Here is a 21,245-nt window from a genome sequence, read left to right on the forward strand (position 1 = left end):
CTAAAGAAACGCCACAAAGCTCTGTATGACGACGGCGTTCACGATATCGATGAAGAACGCCCCGACGATGGAGACGACAAAGAAGGCGCGCGGCGCGGCGCCGTAGTTGCTTGTGATCGCGTCCATATTGGCGATGGCGTTAGGCGTGGCACCGAGGCCAAAACCGCAGTGTCCCCCGGCGATCACCGCCGCCGTGTAATCGCGGCGCATTACGTTGAAGGTTATAAAATAGGCGTAGAATCCCATCAACAGAGTCTCTCCAAGCAGGATCAGCGACATCGGCCCGGCAAGGTCGGCCAGCTGCCAGAGTTTGAGCGACATCAGGGAGAGCGCGAGGAAGAGCGAAAGGGCGACGGCGCCGATGGTGTCGGCAAGCCGCAGGTGGACCTTGTACAGCCCGCTGACGTCGCTCAGGTTGCGGATAAAGATGCCGACGAAGAGCGCGCACAGATACGTGGGAAGCTGTATGCCGATCTTGACCAGTTCCTCGTAGATGAAAGCGCCGGCGCTCATCGCGATCGTGATCTGCATCAGCGTCGTCATCAGCACGGAGGCTGAAACCGGGCCGTCAGAGGCGGCGTCGAGACTCTCATCGACCGTCTCATAGGTCATTTCATCAGGGTTAAGATGCGATTTTGCCAGGTGATTGCGTTCTATGATGCGGCGCGCCACCGGGCCCCCGAGGATGGAACCCATTACGAGGCCGAATGTGGCGGCGGCCATCGCAAGCTCCATGCCGCCCGCGAGGCCGTATTGTTTCTCAAAAAGGTTGGCGTAGACCGCGCCGGTGCCATGGCCCCCGGACATCGTGATGGAACCGGCCAGCATACCGAGCAGCGGATGTATCCCCGTCGCGTAGGAAAGAGCCACGGCCAGCACGTCCTGCAGGATCACCAGGACAGAGGCGATCATAAGAAAGATAAAAACCTGCGGCCCGCCCTGCTTCAGCATTTTGAAGCTCGCGGCAAGCCCTATGCTCGTGAAGAAGGTTATCATCAGCGGATCTTTGACGAGCATGTCGAAATTGAAAGAGAAACTGTCTTTGAGCGCCCAGCTCGCCAGCGCGAAGATCACGCCGCCGATCACCGGCGCCGGTATATTATACTTGCTCAGAAAGGATATCCTCTTTCTGAGAAACATACCCAGCCAGAGAATGGCGGTGGCGAAAGCCACGGTCTCGACGAGATTGAAGCGGAGTTCTGTCATCTCTTACACATCTCCTGTCCCAGAGAGGCGGCGCCGATCACCGCGGCTTCGCCTCCCAATTCTGAATTTTTTAAAATGAAAACAGGCCGGAAGGGCCGGGGAAGGTATTTTTCGATCCTCTCCCGCAGCTCGTCGGCGAGCCCGGCGGCCAGGCTCATGCCGCCGCTGAGAATGACCGCCTCCGGGTCCAGCGTCACCGCGAGCGAGGCGATTCCGCGCGCCAGCGCCTCAAGCGCGGGGGCAAGGAGGTCCGCCGCGTTTTTGTCCGTACGGCGGCGTTCCCATATTTCACGAAAGACGGGCGGCAGCCCCAGAAGCCCGGCGCGCCGCTCCAGCCAGTCGGCGGAGGCGGATTCCTCAAGATGTCCCCTGCCGCCGCAGCCGCAGCCGCTGAGCGCCGGGTCGCCGCTGACCGCCATATGTCCGCATTCCGCCGCCATTCCATGCGCCCCGGACAGCAGCCTGCCGTTTGTCACGATGCCGGCTCCGATACCGGTACCCAGGGTGAGCACCACATAATCGCTCATTCCGCGCGCCGCGCCCGCGGCCCCCTCTCCGAGCGCCGCGCAGTTCGCGTCGTTCTCCAGACGGATCACGGCCTTGACGCCGAGTTCCCTGAGGTCAGCCGATATCGTTTCTCCCAGATATACTCCGTCGCAGCCGGAAAAGTTTGTGAGGCGGAGTATCCGCCGCCGTTCCTTGTCTGCAAAGCCGGGGATGCCTATTCCGACCGAACATTCCACGCCTGGGGCGGTCCACGGCAATATCAGCTCCTCGAGGGCGCGGGTAACGCTCAAGAGATCCCTTTTTTCCGGAGTGGGGACGGTCCGCGCGGAAATTATCCGCGGCCGTTCATTGGAAAAATCGACCGGGCCCGCCGATATCGTATGTCCTCCGAGGTCGATCCCTATTCTTTTCATCAATAAGAAGAAAGCGTCGCCGCCGCGCACTCCATCAGAGAGTAAAGGAAACGGCGCAGCTCAAGCGCATCCTCCGTCTCAAAGCGCAGCGTGCGCGCCGCGGTTCTGACCGCCCCGGGCACCAGCGAGGCGGCGTCGGTCTGCAGGGTGTTCATCAGCGTCACTTCGAGCAGGTATGGCGCGGCGGGGGTGAAGGGAGCAAACTCTCCTTTTTTCAGCCGTTCCACCGCTCTCTTCACTCCTGAACGTATCAGTTCGGCGCTGCTCTCGGGCGTAAGACACAGCGCGGCGGCGCGTCCCAGCCCCTCTTTGACGGAACAGGTCTCAAGCTGCCGGCCGAGCAGGCTTCCGGCCTCCAGGCAGAGCGCGTCGTCGCCGCTGACCATGATGACGGGCACGCCAAGAGCGCCGCAGAGCAGCGCGTTGACGCCTGTCTCTCCCATCTTCCGGCCGTTTATAGCCAGTCCGTATATTGTGTGCTGGTCAAAGGTATGGTCGAGCACCGCTTTCTCGGTACCGGCCATCGCGTGATATCCCAAAAATATCGCGGCGTCGCAGCCTCTCGCGCCCTCGACCATGCCGAGCAGCTTCGGCGCGCCCGTTATCAGCCGTACCTCGCCGCCGAATCCCGCGATATCCAGATTCGTCATCGTGCAGTGAGAATCATTGACGACCACGCACTCGGCCCCGGAATCAATGGCGGCCTTTACGGCGGCGGCGACGTCGGCGGCCTGCATGGCCCTGCCAAAGGCATACTGCGGCTTTGTACAGTCGACCTGCGCGGCGCTCACAACTCCCGTCGAGCCCTCCATATCCGAACTTATGTAAATTTTCATAGATCAGCCCTCCATTTATCAAGGAAACCGGCGTCGGATAAAAGCGGCCTACCAACTCCGATGAGATCGCAGCATCCGTCCGCGAGCAGGCGCTCGGCGTTTCCGATGCCGCGGACCCCGCCGGTGCATTCCACAGGGACCTTTACGCCGACGGCCTCACGAATTGCCGCGGCGTAGGGGGAGAAGTAAGCTCCGTCGGTACGGTCGGCGCCGTAACCGCAAAGGTTGCCGGAGACGCTCAGCAGGTCCGCGCCGAGCGCGGCGAGTTCGCGGGCGACGGCCCCGGCATCCGCCACTGTAAGGCCGCGCGGTTTTTCGTCCGGCATCGTGTCGGCGGCCCCGAGGCGCACTGACAGGAGCGCGTCCGGCAGAGTGTGCCGCACGGCGTCGGTGATCTCGTAGAGAAAGCGCGCGCGCCGGTATCCCGTGCCGCCATAAGCGTCGTCGCGCAGATTTGTCAGCGGGCTCAGGAACTGTCCGGCCAGATAACCGTGCGCGGCGTGTATCATGACGCCGTCATAGCCGCCGAGGCGCACCATACGTTCGGCGGAGGCGGCAAAATCCTCGACGATCTTTTTTATCTCCGGCAGAGAGAGTTTCTCTGGCTCTCGCCGGAGCTTATCCCAAACCTTGCCCACCTTCACGCCCGACGGCGACAGGCAGCGAAAACCTTCCATTTCAAAAACTCCGGCGCTTGAAATGTTCGCGCCTCCGTGGCTTATCTGGGCGACGGCGGTTTTGCCGCCCTCCCTTATCAGCGCCGCGATCTTCGCGTGCGCGGCGGCCGCTCTGTCGCTGTCGGCCAGGAACTGCTCGGGCCTTACGCGCCCGGAGGGATTCACCGCGCAGTGTTCGACGTTGACAAGCGCGACGCCGGAGGCGGCGATCTTTCCGTAGACCTCAAACGACCGTTCCGTGGGGAGCCCGAGTCCGTCACCCGAGGAGGAGGCCAAAGGAGCCGCGCAAAGGCGGTTGCGCAGCCGGACGCCGCGCAGTTCAAAAGCGTCAAAGAGCATCAGTCGTCACCTCTTTAGTGGTTTAAAAAGCGTTGAGGCCGCCGCGTCCGCGGCGGCCTGCGTGTTAAACGTTGAAGCGTATCTCGATCATATCTCCGTCTTTTACGATATATTCCTTTCCCTCAAGGCGGAGCACCCCGGCCTTGCGGCAATCGTCGAAGGAGTGCCCGTATTTCATATAATCGTCATAGGCCACGACCTGCGCGCGGATAAAACCGCGGGCGAGGTCCGAATGTATCGTTCCCGCCGCGTCCACCGCCGTCTCGCCTTTGTGCAGGGTCCAGGCGCGCACTTCGTCGGGGCCGGAGGTGAAGAAGCTGATAAGGCCGAGTACGCGGTAAGCCTCCTCTATGAGGCGTTCGCGTCCCGGCTCGGAGATATTGAGCCCCTCGGTGAACTCCGCCGCCTCTTCGGGAGAAAGGTCCATAATATCCATCTCCAGGCTGCCGTAAAGCGTGCAGAGCTTCGCGCCGTGCTCTTCGGCCCGTTTTTTGAGTTCGTCCCACTTTGGGATACGGGATTCCTCGCTCTGGCTCTCGTCAAGGTTAAGCAGGATTATCTGCGGTTTCGACGTTACGAAGGAGAATCCGCGAAGCTGCCGCCATTCCTCCGGTTTCAGCTCGATGCTCGAAAGCGGCCGTTCCTCCATCAGGCAGTCATAGCATTTTTCGAGCAGCGCCTTTTCCTTGTCTTCGTCCGGCGTCAGCTTTTTCTTCGCGCGGAGTTTGCCGAGACGGTTCTCAATTACGGCGAGGTCGCGAAAAATCAGCTCGTTGTCAAGAATATCCCAGTCCCGCACGGGATCGACCGAGCCTTCGGGATGCTCCACCGCCGGGTTGCCGAAACAGCGGATCACTTGAATGAGGGCGTCCGCGTCGGCGACGAAAGAGAGAAAGGCGTTGCCCAGCCCCTCGCCCTTCCCCGCGCCGCGCGACAGTCCGGCCAGGTCGACAAATTCCACCTGCGCCGGGGTCTCTTTGCGAGGCGAGTTGATCTTCACAAGCTCGTCAAAGCGCCTGTCGGGAACGGAGACGACGGCCTTATTGGGGTCTGTTTTCCCTCCCGCGTAAGGCTTCACCTCCGCGCCGGCTCTCGTTATCACATTAAATACTGTAGATTTTCCGCTCAGAGGCAATCCAACGATTCCGCAATGCAGCATCTATATCAACTCCATGTTTTTTATATATCTAAGGAAGAGTTTACTATAATTGAGAGACAGGGGCAATTGACTTAGGTAATTTTTCAAAACGGATATCTCAACGATGATCAAAAAAATGATAAACTGCGATTTATCCCGTCATGCCGGGTTTGACCAAGCATCAGGCGGTTTAGGTTTTGCTTCACAAGCGAAAAACAAAAACTTAAAGCCCCCGGCCCCGGGGGCAGGCCCGTGGCGGCGGTGGATTGGCGACGGCGCGCAAAAACAGAAAAAATCCTATTTGACTGACATTCCCTGGTAATTCGTCTCTTTTATCTTGATGAGCCCGGATGACACCTTCTCCTCCAGCTCGTCGATACGCTTGCGGATGTCAATGGGGACGTTCCGCTTCGTCTCGCGGGTCCACGTCGAAATGTCTATGCAGTCCTCCTTCAGTCCAAGGGAGAAACGATCCCTTGGAAGCTTATTCTGCACGAAATTCTCTATTACCTTATAGATCACATGGCCGCTGCGCTTGACGACGCTGGTCAGCACCATTTCCGGATATTCGCTCTCAAGCTCCGTATCGACGCCGATCGTCCAGTATCCGCCCTCTTTGGCGCGCTCTATCGCGCCGATGCCGGCGGCGCCGTTGACACAGAATATTATATCCGCGCCGGCGTTCTTCAGCTTCATCGCCGCCGCGGCCGCCTTCGCGCGGTCAAAGAAATCGTTCGTATACTCGCACAGCACCTCGATACCAGGATCGACGTACCAGGCCCCGGCGATATAGCCTCGTTTGAAGCGTTCTACGGGAGGAGTTTTATCTCCCAGGATGATGCCGATTTTTTTACCGTCATTGATGCGCTCAAGGTCAACTCTCGTCGTGATCATCGCGGCCAAAGCGCCGGCAAGAAACCCGCCCTCCTCCTCACGGAAAGCGATCTCAGTTATACCGTCTATATTGTTGGTGTCAAAGGTGAGGAACGAACATGAGGGATATTCCCTCCGCACCTCCGGCAGGTATTTGATATAGGCGACCGAGGTGATGATGACCAGGTCGGACGAAGCGGCGGCCTCTTTGAGCAGCGGCAGCAGCTTATTTTTATCGTCGAGCGCGTTATAATATCGCGTGGATATCTTTTTATTCCCGAAACGCACCTGGGCGTTTCTCATACCCTCAAGACAGAGCCAGTTAAATCCGGAGGCGGAGGCGGTGTCGGCCCCCTCCAGCATCAGCGCTATCCGCTTCGGAGCGGCGAACGCGGAGCATTCCATCAGCACCATCAAAATAAGCGCCGCCGGCAGAATAAATTTTTTCATTAACCAGCACATCCTTTCGTTAAACCAAAAGAATATCTTTTTTATAAATTATCGCTATAATTATACCTTAGAAGAGGGGCGGCGGGGAACCGGCATCTTGCCTCGCTGCTTGACAATTTTAGAGCGGTTGCGTTAGCATTTACTAATTAAACAAAGTTGACATACTCTTGGAGTTGAGCGTATAGATGAATCTTGTAAGCATGAAGAGCGGGGAGCGGGCCGTCATAAAAACGCTGCCTGAGGGAGAGGCTGCCCAGCGCCTGGAGGCGCTTGGGCTGCGAAGCGGCAAGGAGATAGAAAAGATATCGTGCATGCCCTTCGGAGGGCCGGTGACGGTGATGCTCGAGGGACGACATTTTGCGGTGTCTCACAGCATCGCCGAACATATTGAGATCGAGAGCGCCGGTTCGCGGCAGATCAGGGGCGAGCGGGAAAAATAGATGAGCTGCAAAGACTGTAAATTATGCCTTGAAAAAAATGATCAGAAAAAAGACGGCGCGCGCCGCCCAGCGTCCGCTTTGGAGGACGTGAAGGATAACCATAACGACCGGGCCTGCGACTGCCGCAAACGAATACGCATCCTCCTGATGGGGAATCCCAACGTCGGGAAGAGCGTATTTTTTTCGCGCCTCACCGGCGTACACGCGCTCTCTTCAAACTACCCCGGCACTACCGTCGGCTTTACGCAGGGGCTCATAAAACACGGGGACATCTGCGGGGACCTGATCGACGTTCCCGGCGCTTACACGCTGGACCCGACGAACGAGGCCGAGGAGATCGCGCGCCGGATCATCGGCGAGGGGGCCGACAAGGTCATACTCGTCATCGACGCGACGGCGCTCGAACGGAACCTCGTGATGGCGCTCCAGGTGCTGGCCTATCATATACCGACCGTCGCGGCGCTGAACATGACCGACGAGGCGCGCCACAAAGGCATTCTACTCGACGTGAAAAAACTCGAAGACGAGCTCGGCGTCCCCATATACCAGACGGTGGCGACGACCGGCAGCGGCATCAGCGCCCTGGTCGAGGGGCTTGAAAAGGCTCGCGTCAGCCCCATAGAACCGATGACGAAAGAAGAGCGCTGGCAAAAGATCGGGGAGATCATCGCCGGCGTCCAGACGGTGACGCACCGCCACCATACTCTGCTAGACCGGATCGAGGACATATCGGCCCGCCCCGTGATCGGCGGACTGATGGGTTTTCTTGTGCTCGCGCTGAGCTTCACGCTTATCCGTTTTGTCGGCGAGGGGCTCATAAGCTACATTTTCGACCCGATCTTTGAAAATTTTTGGCTGCCGCTTCTTGAGAAGCTGAGCGGCCTCTTCGGCGACGGCTACCTGCGCGCGCTGCTGATCGGGAAACTTTTCGACGGCTCCATAGACCTCGAGCAAAGCATGGGAGTGCTCTCTACCGGCTTCTACGTAGAATTCGGCATGGTGCTGCCTTATATCATCGCCTTTTACGCCGTGCTCTCGTTCCTTGAGGATTTCGGCTACCTGCCGCGCCTCGCCGTCGTCTTTGACGCGCTGCTCCACCGTTTCGGCATCCACGGCTACGCCATCATCCCCACGCTGCTCGGCTTCGGCTGCAACGTGCCGGGGATATTGGCGACGCGCGTCCTGGAATCGAAGCGGGAGCGTTTCATCGCGGCGACGCTGATATCCGTCGGCGTTCCCTGTGTTTCAATACAGGCGATGCTGGCCTCTACACTCGGAGGTTTCGGCATGAGATACGTCGGCGCTGTGTACCTTATATTATTCATAGTCTGGCTCATACTGGGCCGCCTCATGCATCTGACGCTCTCCGGCTACAGCCCCGAGCTGATCGTGGAGATACCGCCGTACCGCCTGCCCTCGCCCAAAGCATGGATGAGCAAATTATGGTTCCGCATCAAAGACTTCTTTCTTGAGGCGACGCCGCTCGTGCTCGGAGGCATCCTGTTAGTCAATATATTAGACACCGTCGGCCTGCTGGAATGGATCGGGGATGCGCTCGCTCCCTTCTTCCAAACGGTGCTGGGGCTGCCGCCCGCGACCGCAGTGCCGGTGGTAATGGGACTTTTCCGCAAGGATATCGCGATGGGGCTGCTCATACCGCTTGAGCTCACGGCCCAGCAGATGCTCGTCGCGGTCATCGTCCTCTCCATGACCTTTCCCTGCATCGCGACATTCGTCGTCATGTGGAAAGAGCTCGGCGTGAGGCGCATGCTCCAGAGCAGCGCGATCATGCTCTCCGCGGCGCTGATAACGGGCGCGGCGCTGAACCTCATATTGAACGCGCTGTAAGGGGCGGGGCCGGGATATGTTTCGCCGCCTGCGCGTCCGTTCCGCAATGATCCTCTGCGGTCTTTTAATGACGGCGGCCGCCCCTGCCGGAGCCGACGTGACGCTCGGCGCGCCGGCCCTGGCCGAGATCGGCCAGCCCTTCGTCGTAACGGTGGAGGTCACTGGCGAAGAGATATCCGACCTGCGCCTGTCGTGGCAGGGACACGAATCCCTGCTCTCGCCCGAAGAGACCGAAGGCGGACAAAGATATTCCGTCCTGACCGGTACGGACCTGAAAAACGCCAAGCCCGGGCCAAATCCGCTCACCGTCTCATTCAGCGCCGGCGGAAAAAGAGAAAAGATCGAACACCTGATAAAGCTGTCTCCGCGTAAATACCCCGTGGAAAAACTGACCGTCGCCCCATCGAAAGTCACGCCGCCGAAAGAGCTCTCGGAGCGTATAGCGCGCGAGGCAAAACTCGGACGCGCCGCGATGCAGAGCAACAGCGCGGGAGGCGCGCCCAAGCTGCCGCTCGTGCGCCCAGTTCCAGGCGGCTTCAGCTCCGTCTACGGCAAGAGCCGCTACTTTAACGGTGAATTCCGCGGCCGCCACGGCGGCGTCGACATGCGCGCAAAAGAGGGAACGCCGGTCAAGGCGGCGGCCGACGGTATCGTCGTCCTTGCGGGTAACAACTTCTGGTTCGCCGGCAACTGCGTCTACCTCGACCACGGCGCGGGGCTAGTCACCTTCTACGGCCACATGTCAAAAGTAAATGTCAAAAAAGGAGACCGGATAAAGGCCGGAGACATCCTCGGCCTCTCCGGCCGGACGGGACGCGTCACCGGCCCCCACCTCCACTTCAGCGCCGCCTGGCGCGGAGAGTTCTTCGACCCGGCGGGATTGATGGAAGATTAGGTCAAAATGCTATAGATTGCGGCAAGTTTCAAAGATCATCTTCCATAACTTTTCTTCGTCGACGGAAAGCACGATGCGGGCCGTTTGAGCTCCCTTCGGAGCGCCCCCTTTAAAGGCCAGCGTCTGCCCGTAGGAAAGTGAATAGCTGTCGTTTACGTCGATCGGCAGACTCGTCTCTTCTGTGATTATCGTGGGATCGATGATGATCGCGGAGACGATCGTGTCCCATATATAGGTGACATAATCCGGGTCCGCCTTGAATTTCTCATGGCGGAAATTACGGCGCAGCATCTCTCTGAATATAGGGTTTTTTATATTTTTTTCAGTCTCGGCGTAGCGTTTGGCGGAGAGCTTTACCTTTTCGCAGACATCGAGCGGAACGATTATCTGCTCCCTGAAAGGGCTTCGAAAGGCGATCTTTGCCGCTTCGGGGTCGAACCAACAGTTAAATTCCGCGGCGGGCGTAACATTGCCCTCCTGAAAAAAGGCTCCTCCCATATAAACAATGCGCTTGATCAAAGGTATTATCTCCGGGGCCCTGCGCACCGCCTCGGCGATATTGCCGCAGGGGCCGATAGCGGCGACCGTCACCTTGCCGGGATATTTTTTAACCTGTTCGATGATGAAATCGACGGCGTGCTGTTCGATCGGGGCAAACTTCGGTTCCGCTTTATAAGTGCCGCGGTAGACGGCGCGCCACGATTCGGGCCTGGCATATCCGCCCGCGCCCTGCCAGTCGTCGCGGCCGAAGCCGAAGAGTTCACGCTCTTTTTTCATATTGCCGAGACGCCCCTCTCTCAGCGGGGCGTTTTTACCCATCGCCACCGGCACGGAAGCGGCATGGCCGGCGCCTTCCAGCTGCCGCAGCGCATAGGCTGTCCCCTCTTCCACCCACGTGTTGCCGGCCACAACAGTTACACCCAACAGCTCGATTTCCGGCGAGGCCGCAAGCATCAGCATCGCGATGCCGTCATCGTATAGCTCCACCATGTCCGTATCGAGGATGACAAGCTCTTTCTCTTTAGGACAGCTCTCCGCGCACGCAGGAAAAGATAACAGTAAAACCGCCAGCGCAAGTAAAAAAATACGGCACAAATCACCGCCGACAAACATTCGCAGCACTCCCCCGCCTCTCTATTTTGGCGGTATTATACACCAACAGGCACGAATAGAGATTGCTCAAAGGCGATCAACGCAAACAGCCGTACTGCCCAAAGTCCGTTGCCGCATCGGTGGTATTTGATATTTTCCCTTCGCTGAAAACTCAATACTTTATGAGTTTCAGCCTCTCTCATATCACATAATGCGCCCCGACGGATTCTTTTCTTGCCAGCGCGGCCTTTGCCACCGCTTCGGCGCTGGCGAGGAGTCCGGGCATTTCCAGGGCCAGGAGGCGTTCATGCGGGGTTTCCGCCTTCAGTTTTTCTTTTTTCAGCGACTCTATATATAGGAGGAAATCTTCTATTTCCGCCGCGCGGCGGATGGGGCCGATCGCCTGCCAGGCTTTTTCCCGGAGCTCTTCGCGAATTTCAGAGACGGGGCGTCCGTCCGTGGATACGGTCTCTATTTCGTCTCTCGCGGTAAGTCCTTGCCAGGCCTCGCGCGGGTGTCCGGCCGCGGCGCGGCCCGCCCGCAGGCCGAAGGTCACTATGTGCGCGAGCGCGTTTCCGCCCATACGGTTCGCACCGTCGATGCCGCCGGTCACTTCGCCGCAGGCGTAGAGGCCGTCAACGGCGGTCTCGCCGCAGGTCCCGATCTCGACGCCGCCGCAGAAGTAGTGTTCCAGCGGCGCTATGCGCAACGGCTCTTTGCGTCCCCGGAAAAATTCCCGCGGCAGCGTGAGCGCGTAGATAAACCCGGGGTCGTCCCACAGTTCCGCGGGGGTCTCCTCTATATGGGCGTAGGCCCCGCCCTCGCGGTCTTTTTGCGCAAGCAGCAGCGACAGCCTGTCGCGGGCGTAGTAGTTGCATTCTTTGCCGTCTTTTACGCCCCATTCTCTGTAGGCCTCCGGCAGAAATTCCCGCCCTTCGGAGTCGGTAACGCGGATGAAGTCTCCCAGCGTGGTGTCGGCCATCCACATCGGAAAGTTTTCCTGCGCCCAGCCGACGGGATAGAACTGGACGAATTCCATGTCGCGCAGTTTGAGCCCGGCGGCAAGCGCGAGCGCATAGCCGTCGCCGGTCATGCGTTCGGGATTGTCGGTGTGGCTGTAGAGGCGCCCCGCTCCGCCGGAGGCGAGGATGACCGCGTCGGCGTGAAGCGCGGAGCTTTTCCCGCCGCGCCAGTCGGTCACGGAGACGCCGCAGGCGCGTCCTCCGCGGATAAATATTTCGCGCGCGGCGGACCATTCGACAAATTTAACGCCGCTGTCTTTGGCTATCCGCACGAGCTGCTCCACCAGGCCGCTGCCGCCCATGAGTCCGTTTTTCGCGGCGGCGCGGGCGCTCGCGCGTCCTTTGCTGAATTTCAGCGTCACTCCCCAGGAGGCGAGTTCCTCAAGCGCGGGGCCGCTCTCTTCGGTGAGCGTCTTGAGCAGCACACGGTCATTGAGTCCGTAACCCGTCTTTAAGAGTTTTTCGTACTGCTCCCGCGGCGAAACTCCGCCGCAGGCCAGAGAAAAAAGTCCGGCAGAGTAGGCCGTGCAGGAGGCGACGGCCGCCTCCGTCTTTGATATTACCGTAACGCCGGCGCCGGCCCCGCGCGCGGCGATCGCCGCGGTGAGCCCGGCTCCGCCGCTGCCGACGATCACAACATCAGCCATCTTCAATCTCCTCCCTGGCTGTCCCCGTCCCGCGCCGTATATTTCCGCGCGGCGGACATTTACTTACGGAGCTAACCGGCGGACGCCTCTGATGCGAGCATCTTTTCGTAAAGAGCCTCCGTGCGCGACTGTATCCTTTCCATAGAGACGCCGAGCCGCTGCGCATACCAGACCGCGCCTCCCGCGCCGACGCCCTCTTTTATAAATCCTTTCTCGTAGTCGGCAAGGCCGATGAAGCGCGAGCCGGTAAAGTCTAGCGGAGCCGCGTACCAGCGCACGCCGATCTTGGCGGCGTATTCTTCCAGGCAGCTCGTCGGGTCTTTGTGTACATATTTCGTCGTCGCCACAAGGAGGTCCTTCGTACAGCCCATGTCGCGCAGCAGCGCCGCGACGGCCATCATCTGCGTGCCGCCGGCGAGCGTTACCCCCACGTCATCCGGAAGCGCTGCGGCATAGGCGGCGACGGCCACCTGCATGGGGTCGCCGAGCTCCGCGGCTGCCCGGAGGCCCAGTCCTTTAAGTCCGCCGGCTTCGATGCCCAGGCGTTTTGCCGTGTCGCGCCAGATCTGTTCTTTTAAAGGAAGCGGGTTCTCCGGTCCCGCCGAAGAGACGGTGCCGGCGTGCCCGAGGGCGCGCAGTACCAGCAACGCCGTCGTCGTGCCGCCGGGAACGGATTCCGCGAGCACGACCTGCTTCACTTTCTTATCAAGGGCTCCGGCGAGCGCCGCCGATCTTCGGGCGATCTCTTCGTAATGCGGCACCGCCGTTTCGACGCGCATGTCGCGCCCCGTCTCCTCGCAGATTGTCTCATGAGGCGAGGCCGGGGCTATCGAGGTCCCGACCCTCACGGTGGCGGCGTCAAAGCCGGCCTCGAGCAGGGAGGCGCGGGTGATGAGCGCCGGCGATGGATGGCCGAACGGATCGAAGGGCAAAGAGGCCGCGACCCTTGGCCGGTCATAGAAAAGCATGTCCGCGTCGGCCGGCGCGGTATAGGGCAGTGCGTCAAGATTGGCTCCGGCGGCGGAGAGCCCTGGAACTTTTGACAGCGCCGTCTCGCTGATAAACAACAGAAACATTACTTAATTTTCCCCCTGTACGTAGCTTCGTTTAAGCGTTAAAATGCACTATAGACTGTCCCCACGCTGAGTGAGGGTTATCTTTTTGTGCGGTGTCAATCGTTTTATGGCCTTTATAGCCATGATTGATAGATTATATAATAGATAAGGGATTTGTGCTTCACCGTTATCTATTGTTTGAGGGGGAAATTTCGTGGCTTCAAAACTTGCACCAACACGAGGAAACCTTGTCAGACTCACGAGGGACATGGCGATGGCCCAGTCGGGTCACGATCTTCTCGACCAGAAGCGTCAGGTGCTGATGATGGAGCTGGTACACTACATAGACTCGGCGAAAAAACTTCAGGAGGACGTCTCCAAGATATTCAAGGAGGCATACGAGGCGCTCCAAAAGGCCAACATATCTCTCGGCATTGACACCGTCGAGGATATCTCGGAGTCTGTCCCGGTCACGTCCAATATTACGGTAAGGCTGCGTTCGGTGATGGGCGTCGAGATCCCCGACGTCGACCCGTTAAGCGCGGAGACCATACCAAGTTATTCCTTCCACGGCTCGTCGGGGGCGATGGACGCGGCCTACGCCAAGTTTCGCCGCGTGATGGCGCTGGTGGCGCAGCTTGCGGAGATCGAAACGAGCGTTTACCGCCTGGCGGTACAGATACGAAAGACCCACAGACGAGTCAACGCGCTTGAGAAGGTAGTCATCCCTCAGGACAAAGCTGAGATCAGCTTTATCAGCGACGTACTTGAGGAGGGAGAGCGCGAGGACTTCACCAGAATGAAGCTCGCGCAGAAGAAGATAAAGGAATAGTGGGACTCAGCGGCTCCACAACGCTTTCATAAATCAGGGAGGGAATTTTGCAATGAGTACTCTGCACGAAGTTCTGGCAGTTCTGTTGGGAGCGGAATCGGAGGCGAAGAGGATCGTCGACGATTCAAAGAACGAGGCCGAATCTTTGCTTCGCACCGCGCAGGATAAATTTGCCGCGGAGCGCACAAACCAGATGGCTTCCGCCAGGGAGCAGGCAAAGGGCATTATGGAGACCGCGCTCAACTCCGCGAAGACCGAGGCGGCCCAGATCGCCGGCCTTGGCAAAGAAGAGCGGACGCGTATGCAGAAGCGTTTTGAAGAAAACGTGGACGCTGTGATCGATTCCATCGTCTCTGAGACCGCCGAGAGCTTCATTTCAAAGAAGAGAGGCTGAATTTAGTGTCATCTTCACACGGCTCCGCGACCGCGCTTGGGGTAAAGGCGCACGTCCTCTACAGCCAGCTTCTGAAGGCTGAGGAGTATTGGGCGTTGTTGGGCCTCAATTCCACCGCGGAGATCGCCGCCTTTCTGAAGCAGACGACGGGCTATAAAGATCAGTTGGAGACATTGCTTCCGGCGAAGGTACACCGTATCGACCTTGAGAACGCGGTCCGTTCCTCCATACTTGCGGAGGCGGACTCTTTTCTCTTCTATCTGCTCGGCGTATGGCGGAAGTTTTTTCTCGACTGGCTTAGCTGGTATGAGTCGGAACAGCTGAAGAGCATCTTCCGCTGGATACACTCAAAGAGGCTGGACCGCGACATGATGCGCCAGCATCTCTTCCGCGTTCCCGGGTCAAAGCTGCCCTACGAGGCGCTTCTGAACTGCCGGGACTATAAAGAGGTGCTGGAGACGCTGTGCGATACAAAGTATTACAAGGTGCTGCGGGAGCCGGTGCGGCGCCTGATAAACGGTGAAAGCTCACTCTTCTCCCTTGAGCTGGCGATAGACAATATGGTAGAGATGGATCTTTACAACGACATCAAAAAGCTCCCGGCGGACGAGCGGAAGGTGCTCGAACCGCTCTTCGGCTCGCGTGTGGATCTGCTGAACCTCTATCATTTCCACCGCTGCATGTGGTATTACAACATGACCATCGAAGAGACGATAAGCCGCATGCTTCCGGTCAAATATAAGGTAAAGGCTCATCACCTGCGCGAGATGGCGAAGGGGCCGAGCTGGGAGGAGCGCATCGCGCTGATGGAAGAATACTTCCCCACCTACGGGAAAATATTCCGTGAGGCTCTTGCAGAGGACGACAAGGAGCTCGCCCTTGAGATGTCCATAAAGAGGTACAACTACCTGAAGGCCCTTTCGATATTGAGAAACGGCGTGCCCGGCTTCCACACCGCGATCGCCTACTTCATGCTGAAGGACCACGAGGTTACAGATATAATACGAATGATAGAGGACGTGCGCTACGATTATGACCGCCGTTCCGCGGCCCAGTACCTTATCAGGCCGATAATCAATGGGGGTGAACCCGCATGGCAGTAATGAAAATGGTCGCTCTGACCATGATCGGACCGCAGTCCGAAATGGAGCCGGTCGCCCGTCAGATGGTTCTGACTGGCGGTTTCCAGCCTCTGCCGCTTGATATTCTCATCAACGACAGGTCGCTGCGCTCCAAGCTTACGACCGAGACCGAGAACCCGTACGATGAGCTTGTAGCTAAGATCTCAACGATATGGAAGGTCGCGGGAGAGCCCGTACCCGACCCGCAGCCGGTCACCATCACAAAGGATTTCACGCTGACGCGCGCGCGTATGCTCGTGGATCAGACCTCCAAAAGGCTTCAGGTCTGGGAGCAGCGCCGCCGCGTACTCATCGAGGAAGAGGAGCTGCTCTGCGCGACAAAGCTCTTCGTCGAGGCGCTTTCGGGAACGGAATTCGGCCCGAAGGAGCTCGCCGCGGGGCGTTTTGCGAAGACCTTCTTCGGCTACCTCTCGAACGAAAACTTCCAGAGGCTGACGGAGAGCGGCGAAGAATCACCGATCGCGATCAACGAACTCACCGTCTCAAACGGCAACACCTGGGCGCTGATAATCACCGTACCGGGATACGAAGAATCAACGAAGAAACTGCTGGAAGCGGTCTACTTCAAAGAATTCTCTCTTAAAGACATCGCCGGACAGCTCGACGGGGACGACCCTCTCTCCCTGGTAGAAAAACGCATCGCAAACCATCAGCGGGCGATCCGCGGCCTCGCGAAGGCGGCCAAGGATATGCTGCGCGAACACAGGGCGGATTACGAACTGCTCTTCTCACAGCTCTATACGATGCAGAGGGTCTATGACGTCTGCAAGGGACGCGGCGAAGTGAGCGGCATGTTCGTCCTCTCCGGATGGATACCGGCGGACACCTACGCGGAGATCCGCAAGACGATCGCGGAAGAGGCGCCGATGACGACGCTGATGGTCGAGGAGACACAGGATATCTCCTACACGGGGATACGCATCCCGACAAAGCTCAAGAACAACGCGCTTTTCCGTTCCTTCCAGGATATCGTCGCGATGTACAGCCTCCCCTCGTACGGAGAGATAGACCCGTCGCCATTCGTCGCCATCTCCTTCATCCTCTTCTTCGGATTCATGTTCGGAGACATCGGACACGGCCTGATGATATTCCTCGGGTCGATACTGCTCGTGAAGCGCGGCATCATGCGCCGCTCGCTCGGGCAGGTCATGAAGATGGCCTCAGTATCGTCCATGTTCTTCGGACTGATGTACGGAAGCATCTTCGGCATCGAAGGCATCATACCGGAAATATGGCTCAACCCGATGCACGACGTCAACAAGCTGCTCGCGGTCTCGATCGGCCTCGGCGTTTTCATGATAAGCCTCGGGCTGATACTGAACATGATAAAACAGTACAGGGCGAAAGATTTCGGCCGGCTGCTCTTCGACGGGCAGGGGCTGGCGGGGCTCGCGCTCTACTGGACGCTCTGCGCCCTGGGCATGATATACATCACCGGCTCGCCGATAACGGAACTGACGGCTGACCTCATGTGGGGCGGCATCGGCGTACTCATCGGCGTGATGATCTTCCGCGACATCCTCGCGCGCTACCTGCTGCGTCAGAAGGGCGCGGGGGAATCTCCCGTGCTGAACCTTTTTGAAATAATGCACAACCTGATGTCCTTCGTCTCCAATACGGCGTCGTTCGTACGACTGGCAGCCTTCGCCCTGAACCACGTGGGGCTCTCGCTCGCGGTGATCATGCTCTCCGAGATGGTCCGCGCTCTGCCCGGAGGCATCGTGATGAAAGGGATAATTTTGATCATCGGCAACGTGGTCATAGTTTGCCTTGAGGGTTTGATAGTATTTATCCAGACGCTGCGTCTAGAATACTACGAATTCTTCGGGAAATTCTACAAGGGAGGAGGCAACGCCTTCAAACCTGTTGGCTGGAAAAAAGAGGGAGGCAAATACTCCAGGGCCAACGCGGAGGACCTGTAAATAAAAAAACGTCATTTGTGACACCATAGAAGTTATTTGATTACAAAATCAGGATTTAACAATTTTAAAGAGCATAAGAAAAGGAGAGATTTTTCATGTTTGGATTGATATTGAGCTGCGGTACGGTGGTAACTCTGATGACAGCCGGATATATACTCCAGCGTAAGGGATTCCGCGGCGGCAGGAAAATCTATGCGACCGTACTGGGGCTCTCGGCGCTTCTAGTCTTCACGGGAGCGGTGCTTGCCCTCTTCTCGGGCACGTCGTTCGCCGCGGAGGGCGCGGCGGCGGCTAAAGAGGTATCGGTCGGAGCCGGACTCGGCTTCATCGCGGCGGCGTGCGCCACGGGCATCGCCTGCCTCGGCGCGGGACTTGCCGTCGCCAACGTCGGCGCCGCGGCCCTCGGACTCGTCGGTGAAAAGCCGGAAATGCTTGGAACGACGCTCATCTACCTCGGACTTGCGGAAGGTATCGCCATCTACGGCGTCATCATTTCACTGCTTATAATCCAGCGGCTGTAGGCGGACATAAACGTCCATGAAGGCCTACCTTGTGAGCGACAATCATGACTCCCTTGTGGGGATGCGTCTGGCCGGAATCGAAGGGACGCTCGTTCACACTCCCGATGAAACATACGCAGCTATCGAAGCCGCGCTGAAGATGCGCAACCTCGCTATACTCGCCATCACGGAAAAAGCGGCCGAGATGGCGGAGGAGATCATTCAGCAGCTGCGTGAACGCGGAGACCTGCCGCTTGTAGTCGAGATACCCGACAGATTCGGCACCAAAAGGGGACCTGATTTTCTGACGAGATACGTCCAGGAAGCTATCGGGGTAAAGATGTGACGGGACTGGCGGACGGGGCCATCCCCCGGCTGCCGGCTTTCGCCGTTACCTCCGAAGCGGCCATGCTTCGAGCAGAACTAGGACTAAATTAAGAGGTGAAACGTGATGAAGGAAGTATCAAACGAAAAGATAAGCAATCTTAGAGATATAATATTGGACCGCGCCGACAACGAGAAAAAGGTCAACATGGCGCAGGGCCGCCGCGAGGCGGACGATTGGCTCACGCACGAGACAGAAAAGCTCCAGCGCGAGACGAACCTCATCCTCCAGGACGCGCGCAAGCGCGCGGAGGACATCCGCCGCCGCCAGATACTCTCCGCTGAACGTGAAAAATCAACGGAGACATTACGTCTGCAAAACCGGATACTTTCGGACTCTATGGGACGCCTTCAGGACAAGCTGGTACACCTCAGAGAGCGCGCGGACTATTCTGACATCCTGACGGGGATGTGTATTGACGCGGTCGAATCGCTCGGCACCAAGACACCGCTCAAACTGAGGCTTTCGGCGGTAGATCTGGCCCTAGCCGACGAAGTGATCGCGAAGACGCTCGCCTTCAACCATGAACTCACCCTTACGTTCGACCCCGATCCGGCTCCCATACTGGGCGGCTGCTGGGTGGCCACGGCGGACGGGCACAGACAGGTGAACATGGACTGGCAGAGCATTACCCAAGAGATGGCGGATTCTCTGGCGGAACGCCTCCTGCCTCTGCTGTAGCCGCAGCGGCCTGTTCGCGCGCAGCGCGAACACTAAGAACTACCGTAGGCCGCAAGGCTGCGAATGCTTCTGTCGTAGCCGCGAACACTTGGAACTACCGTAGGCCGCAAGGCTGCGGATGCTTTTGACGTAGGAGGAATAGCCTTTGGAACTTAAAAATAATTCGCAAAATCTCCATCAGGGAACCGTCGAATTCGTCAACGGCCCCGTCATAAAGGCGAACGGCATGCGCGACTTCGGAATGCGGGAGGTCGTGAAGGTCGGTCCTCACAAGCTGATGGGAGAAATAATAAAGATGGACGGCGACAACGCCACCATCCAGGTCTACGAAGACACCGACGGCCTGCGCATCTACGAGGATGTGACCGGCACCGGCGAACCTCTCTCGATCGAGCTCGGCCCCGGACTGATAGGCAGCTTTTTCGACGGCATCGGACGCCCGCTGGACTCGCTCCTTGAAAAAGAGGGCATGTACATTTCGCCGGGGACCTCGGTAAACATGATAGACCGCGAGCGCCTCTGGAACGTGACTCCGGTAGCCAAGGTCGGAGACCTCGTCTCCGGCGGCATGGTACTGGCGACCATCCAGGAGACGCCGCTGCTGGTACATAAGGTAATGACGCCCCCCAACTTTGAGGGCGAGATCACTTGGATAATCCCCTCCGGAAAGCACCACGCCAACAGCGACGTCGCAAGGGTGAAGGACGCCTTCGGACGCGAGGTCTCCATTCCGATGATCCAGCGCTGGCCGGTGCGCACGCCGCGCCCCTACCGTGAAAGGCTCCTGCCGAACGAGCCCTTCGTCACGGGACAGCGCGTCATAGACGGCCTCTTTCCGCTCGCGAAGGGCGGCACCGCCTGCATCCCCGGAGGATTCGGCACCGGAAAGACAGTCACCCAGCACCAGCTCGCCAAATGGGGCGACGCGCAGGTCGTCATCTACATCGGCTGCGGAGAGCGCGGCAATGAGATGACCGACGTCCTCGAGCAGTTCCCCGTGCTGGAAGACCCGCGCTCCGGCCGCCCGCTGATGGAGCGCACGATCTTGATCGCGAACACCTCCAACATGCCGGTCGCGGCGCGCGAAGCTTCCATATATACCGGCATCACGATCGCGGAATACTTCCGCGACATGGGCTACGACGTGGCGATCATGGCCGACTCGACCTCACGCTGGGCGGAGGCCCTGCGCGAACTGTCGGGACGACTTGAAGAGATCCCCGCGGAAGAGGGCTTCCCGGCCTACCTGCCGAGCCGCCTCGCGGAATTCTATGAACGCGCGGGACGCGTCGTCACCATCGGCGGCGAAAACGGAAGCGTCAGCGTCATCGGCGCCGTCTCCCCTCCGGGAGGAGACTTCACGGAGCCTGTAACGCGCCACACCAAGCGCTTCATCCGCTGCTTCTGGGGACTCGACAAGAACCTCGCGAACGCCCGCCACTACCCCGCCATCTCCTGGACGGACTCCTACAGCGAGTACGCCGCGGAGGTCGACGGCTGGTTCTGCACCAACGTCGACGCGCGCTGGGGCGAACTTCGTGAAGAGGTGCGCAACATCCTCGCGGAAGACAACAAGATACAGCAGGTCATAAAACTTGTCGGAGAGGACGTTCTTCCAGACGACCAGAGGCTCATCGCCTTTACGGCCTTTCTGATAAAGAACGGCTACCTTCAGCAGAACTCCTTCGGCTCCGACTCATACTCGCCGCCGATGAAGGGCTTTGAGATACTCTCCGTCATCCTCGAATTTCACCACAAGGCGATGGAGCTTGTCCATAAGGACATCCCCATCTCTCTGATAAAGGACGACGAGTCTATCGACTCGATAACCCACCTGAGAGAACTCGCGGCGGAGGACAAAGAGGGCTTCGACCAGCTTCGCAAACGCATAGACGCGCACCTTGAACGCGTCGCCGCGGAACGCACAAGAAAATTAAGGGGTGGTGAATAG

At 58.6% G+C, this 21,245-nt stretch carries 20 protein-coding genes; 11 read left to right on the forward strand and 9 right to left on the reverse strand.

Annotation, left to right across the window (positions count from 1 at the left end):
* The 6 genes from gltS to CLOEV_RS11150 all read right to left on the reverse strand — a co-directional run bounded on the left by gltS (position 1) and on the right by CLOEV_RS11150 (position 6,439).
* Positions 1–1,206 carry a sodium/glutamate symporter gene (gene gltS / locus CLOEV_RS11125; protein ID WP_034443758.1) on the reverse strand — a complete coding sequence of 402 codons (1,206 nt, stop codon included), beginning with the start codon at positions 1,204–1,206 and terminating at the stop codon, positions 1–3.
* Positions 1,203–2,126: an ROK family protein gene (locus CLOEV_RS11130; RefSeq protein WP_034443759.1), complete on the reverse strand. Its 924-nt coding sequence runs from the start codon at positions 2,124–2,126 to the stop codon at positions 1,203–1,205. The genes gltS and CLOEV_RS11130 overlap by 4 nt, the downstream gene beginning before the upstream one ends.
* The gene (locus CLOEV_RS11135; RefSeq protein WP_034443761.1) at positions 2,126–2,962 is read right to left on the reverse strand and encodes a M55 family metallopeptidase; all 837 of its coding nucleotides are present in this window, start codon (positions 2,960–2,962) and stop codon (positions 2,126–2,128) included. Before CLOEV_RS11135 ends, CLOEV_RS11130 begins: the two co-directional genes overlap by 1 nt.
* Positions 2,959–3,978, reverse strand: a complete 1,020-nt coding sequence (locus tag CLOEV_RS11140) for an oxidoreductase (protein ID WP_034443763.1) — start codon at positions 3,976–3,978, stop codon at positions 2,959–2,961. Before CLOEV_RS11140 ends, CLOEV_RS11135 begins: the two co-directional genes overlap by 4 nt.
* A 64-nt stretch (positions 3,979–4,042) precedes the next feature.
* Complete coding sequence (gene ychF / locus CLOEV_RS11145; protein ID WP_008712913.1) at positions 4,043–5,137, reverse strand: redox-regulated ATPase YchF; 1,095 nt, start codon at positions 5,135–5,137, stop codon at positions 4,043–4,045.
* Between the two features lie 276 nt (positions 5,138–5,413).
* On the reverse strand, positions 5,414–6,439 hold the full coding sequence (locus tag CLOEV_RS11150; RefSeq protein WP_034443764.1) for a BMP family lipoprotein: 1,026 nt from the start codon (positions 6,437–6,439) through the stop codon (positions 5,414–5,416).
* A gap of 185 nt (positions 6,440–6,624) precedes the next feature.
* Between CLOEV_RS11150 and CLOEV_RS11155 the strand changes: the two genes are divergently transcribed.
* From CLOEV_RS11155 to CLOEV_RS11165, 3 genes are read left to right on the forward strand one after another with little or no spacing between them, the layout of a single operon-like run.
* Positions 6,625–6,879, forward strand: a complete 255-nt coding sequence (locus CLOEV_RS11155) for a FeoA family protein (protein WP_008712918.1) — start codon at positions 6,625–6,627, stop codon at positions 6,877–6,879.
* Positions 6,880–8,727 (forward strand): ferrous iron transporter B, encoded by a 1,848-nt coding sequence (locus tag CLOEV_RS11160; protein WP_008712920.1) that lies wholly within the window; start codon positions 6,880–6,882, stop codon positions 8,725–8,727.
* Between the two features lie 16 nt (positions 8,728–8,743).
* Entirely contained in the window at positions 8,744–9,622 is an 879-nt protein-coding gene (locus CLOEV_RS11165; RefSeq protein ID WP_051485050.1) for a M23 family metallopeptidase, read from the forward strand.
* A gap of 9 nt (positions 9,623–9,631) precedes the next feature.
* Here the strand turns inward: CLOEV_RS11165 and CLOEV_RS11170 are convergent, their stop codons facing one another.
* The 3 genes from CLOEV_RS11170 to CLOEV_RS11180 all read right to left on the reverse strand — a co-directional run bounded on the left by CLOEV_RS11170 (position 9,632) and on the right by CLOEV_RS11180 (position 13,459).
* Positions 9,632–10,735, reverse strand: a complete 1,104-nt coding sequence (locus tag CLOEV_RS11170; protein ID WP_051485051.1) for a nucleoside hydrolase — start codon at positions 10,733–10,735, stop codon at positions 9,632–9,634.
* 178 nt (positions 10,736–10,913) lie between these two features.
* Positions 10,914–12,383, reverse strand: a complete 1,470-nt coding sequence (locus CLOEV_RS11175) for an FAD-dependent oxidoreductase (protein WP_034443767.1) — start codon at positions 12,381–12,383, stop codon at positions 10,914–10,916.
* 71 nt (positions 12,384–12,454) lie between these two features.
* Entirely contained in the window at positions 12,455–13,459 is a 1,005-nt protein-coding gene (locus CLOEV_RS11180; RefSeq protein WP_034443770.1) for a nicotinate-nucleotide--dimethylbenzimidazole phosphoribosyltransferase, read from the reverse strand.
* A 193-nt stretch (positions 13,460–13,652) separates the two neighbouring features.
* Here CLOEV_RS11180 and CLOEV_RS11185 point away from each other — a divergent pair, with 193 nt between their 5' ends.
* The 8 genes from CLOEV_RS11185 (at position 13,653) to CLOEV_RS11220 (ending at position 21,245) form a co-directional block, all read left to right on the forward strand.
* Entirely contained in the window at positions 13,653–14,270 is a 618-nt protein-coding gene (locus CLOEV_RS11185) for a V-type ATP synthase subunit D (RefSeq protein WP_008712931.1), read from the forward strand.
* Positions 14,271–14,322: 52 nt separating this feature from the next.
* The gene (locus CLOEV_RS11190) at positions 14,323–14,664 is read left to right on the forward strand and encodes an ATP synthase F0 subunit B (RefSeq protein ID WP_008712933.1); all 342 of its coding nucleotides are present in this window, start codon (positions 14,323–14,325) and stop codon (positions 14,662–14,664) included.
* Positions 14,665–14,669: 5 nt separating this feature from the next.
* Positions 14,670–15,767 (forward strand): V-type ATPase subunit, encoded by a 1,098-nt coding sequence (locus tag CLOEV_RS11195; RefSeq protein ID WP_008712935.1) that lies wholly within the window; start codon positions 14,670–14,672, stop codon positions 15,765–15,767.
* The gene (locus CLOEV_RS11200; RefSeq protein ID WP_008712936.1) at positions 15,758–17,728 is read left to right on the forward strand and encodes a V-type ATP synthase subunit I; all 1,971 of its coding nucleotides are present in this window, start codon (positions 15,758–15,760) and stop codon (positions 17,726–17,728) included. The genes CLOEV_RS11195 and CLOEV_RS11200 overlap by 10 nt, the downstream gene beginning before the upstream one ends.
* Positions 17,729–17,823: 95 nt before the next feature.
* A complete protein-coding gene (locus tag CLOEV_RS11205) occupies positions 17,824–18,249 on the forward strand; it encodes an ATP synthase subunit C (protein ID WP_008712938.1) in 426 nt (141 codons plus the stop codon).
* Positions 18,250–18,265: 16 nt separating this feature from the next.
* Positions 18,266–18,574 (forward strand): V-type ATP synthase subunit F, encoded by a 309-nt coding sequence (locus tag CLOEV_RS11210; protein WP_008712941.1) that lies wholly within the window; start codon positions 18,266–18,268, stop codon positions 18,572–18,574.
* Between the two features lie 105 nt (positions 18,575–18,679).
* Positions 18,680–19,294, forward strand: coding sequence for a V-type ATP synthase subunit E (locus CLOEV_RS11215; protein WP_008712943.1), 615 nt, complete (start codon positions 18,680–18,682; stop codon positions 19,292–19,294).
* A 145-nt stretch (positions 19,295–19,439) separates the two neighbouring features.
* Positions 19,440–21,245, forward strand: a complete 1,806-nt coding sequence (locus CLOEV_RS11220) for a V-type ATP synthase subunit A (RefSeq protein WP_008712945.1) — start codon at positions 19,440–19,442, stop codon at positions 21,243–21,245.

The sequence above is a fragment of the Cloacibacillus evryensis DSM 19522 genome, from assembly GCF_000585335.1.
GTDB classification, from domain to species: Bacteria; Synergistota; Synergistia; order Synergistales; family Synergistaceae; genus Cloacibacillus; species Cloacibacillus evryensis.

Coding starts and splice junctions, on each gene's coding strand:
- gltS (WP_034443758.1), bottom strand. CDS start 1,206: ATGACAGAACTCCGCTTCAATCTCGTCGAGACCGTGGCTTTCGCCACC.
- CLOEV_RS11130 (WP_034443759.1), bottom strand. CDS start 2,126: ATGAAAAGAATAGGGATCGACCTCGGAGGACATACGATATCGGCGGGC.
- CLOEV_RS11135 (WP_034443761.1), bottom strand. CDS start 2,962: ATGAAAATTTACATAAGTTCGGATATGGAGGGCTCGACGGGAGTTGTG.
- CLOEV_RS11140 (WP_034443763.1), bottom strand. CDS start 3,978: ATGCTCTTTGACGCTTTTGAACTGCGCGGCGTCCGGCTGCGCAACCGC.
- ychF (WP_008712913.1), bottom strand. CDS start 5,137: ATGCTGCATTGCGGAATCGTTGGATTGCCTCTGAGCGGAAAATCTACA.
- CLOEV_RS11150 (WP_034443764.1), bottom strand. CDS start 6,439: ATGAAAAAATTTATTCTGCCGGCGGCGCTTATTTTGATGGTGCTGATG.
- CLOEV_RS11155 (WP_008712918.1), top strand. CDS start 6,625: ATGAATCTTGTAAGCATGAAGAGCGGGGAGCGGGCCGTCATAAAAACG.
- CLOEV_RS11160 (WP_008712920.1), top strand. CDS start 6,880: ATGAGCTGCAAAGACTGTAAATTATGCCTTGAAAAAAATGATCAGAAA.
- CLOEV_RS11165 (WP_051485050.1), top strand. CDS start 8,744: ATGTTTCGCCGCCTGCGCGTCCGTTCCGCAATGATCCTCTGCGGTCTT.
- CLOEV_RS11170 (WP_051485051.1), bottom strand. CDS start 10,735: ATGTTTGTCGGCGGTGATTTGTGCCGTATTTTTTTACTTGCGCTGGCG.
- CLOEV_RS11175 (WP_034443767.1), bottom strand. CDS start 12,383: ATGGCTGATGTTGTGATCGTCGGCAGCGGCGGAGCCGGGCTCACCGCG.
- CLOEV_RS11180 (WP_034443770.1), bottom strand. CDS start 13,459: ATGTTTCTGTTGTTTATCAGCGAGACGGCGCTGTCAAAAGTTCCAGGG.
- CLOEV_RS11190 (WP_008712933.1), top strand. CDS start 14,323: ATGAGTACTCTGCACGAAGTTCTGGCAGTTCTGTTGGGAGCGGAATCG.
- CLOEV_RS11200 (WP_008712936.1), top strand. CDS start 15,758: ATGGCAGTAATGAAAATGGTCGCTCTGACCATGATCGGACCGCAGTCC.
- CLOEV_RS11205 (WP_008712938.1), top strand. CDS start 17,824: ATGTTTGGATTGATATTGAGCTGCGGTACGGTGGTAACTCTGATGACA.
- CLOEV_RS11210 (WP_008712941.1), top strand. CDS start 18,266: ATGAAGGCCTACCTTGTGAGCGACAATCATGACTCCCTTGTGGGGATG.
- CLOEV_RS11215 (WP_008712943.1), top strand. CDS start 18,680: ATGAAGGAAGTATCAAACGAAAAGATAAGCAATCTTAGAGATATAATA.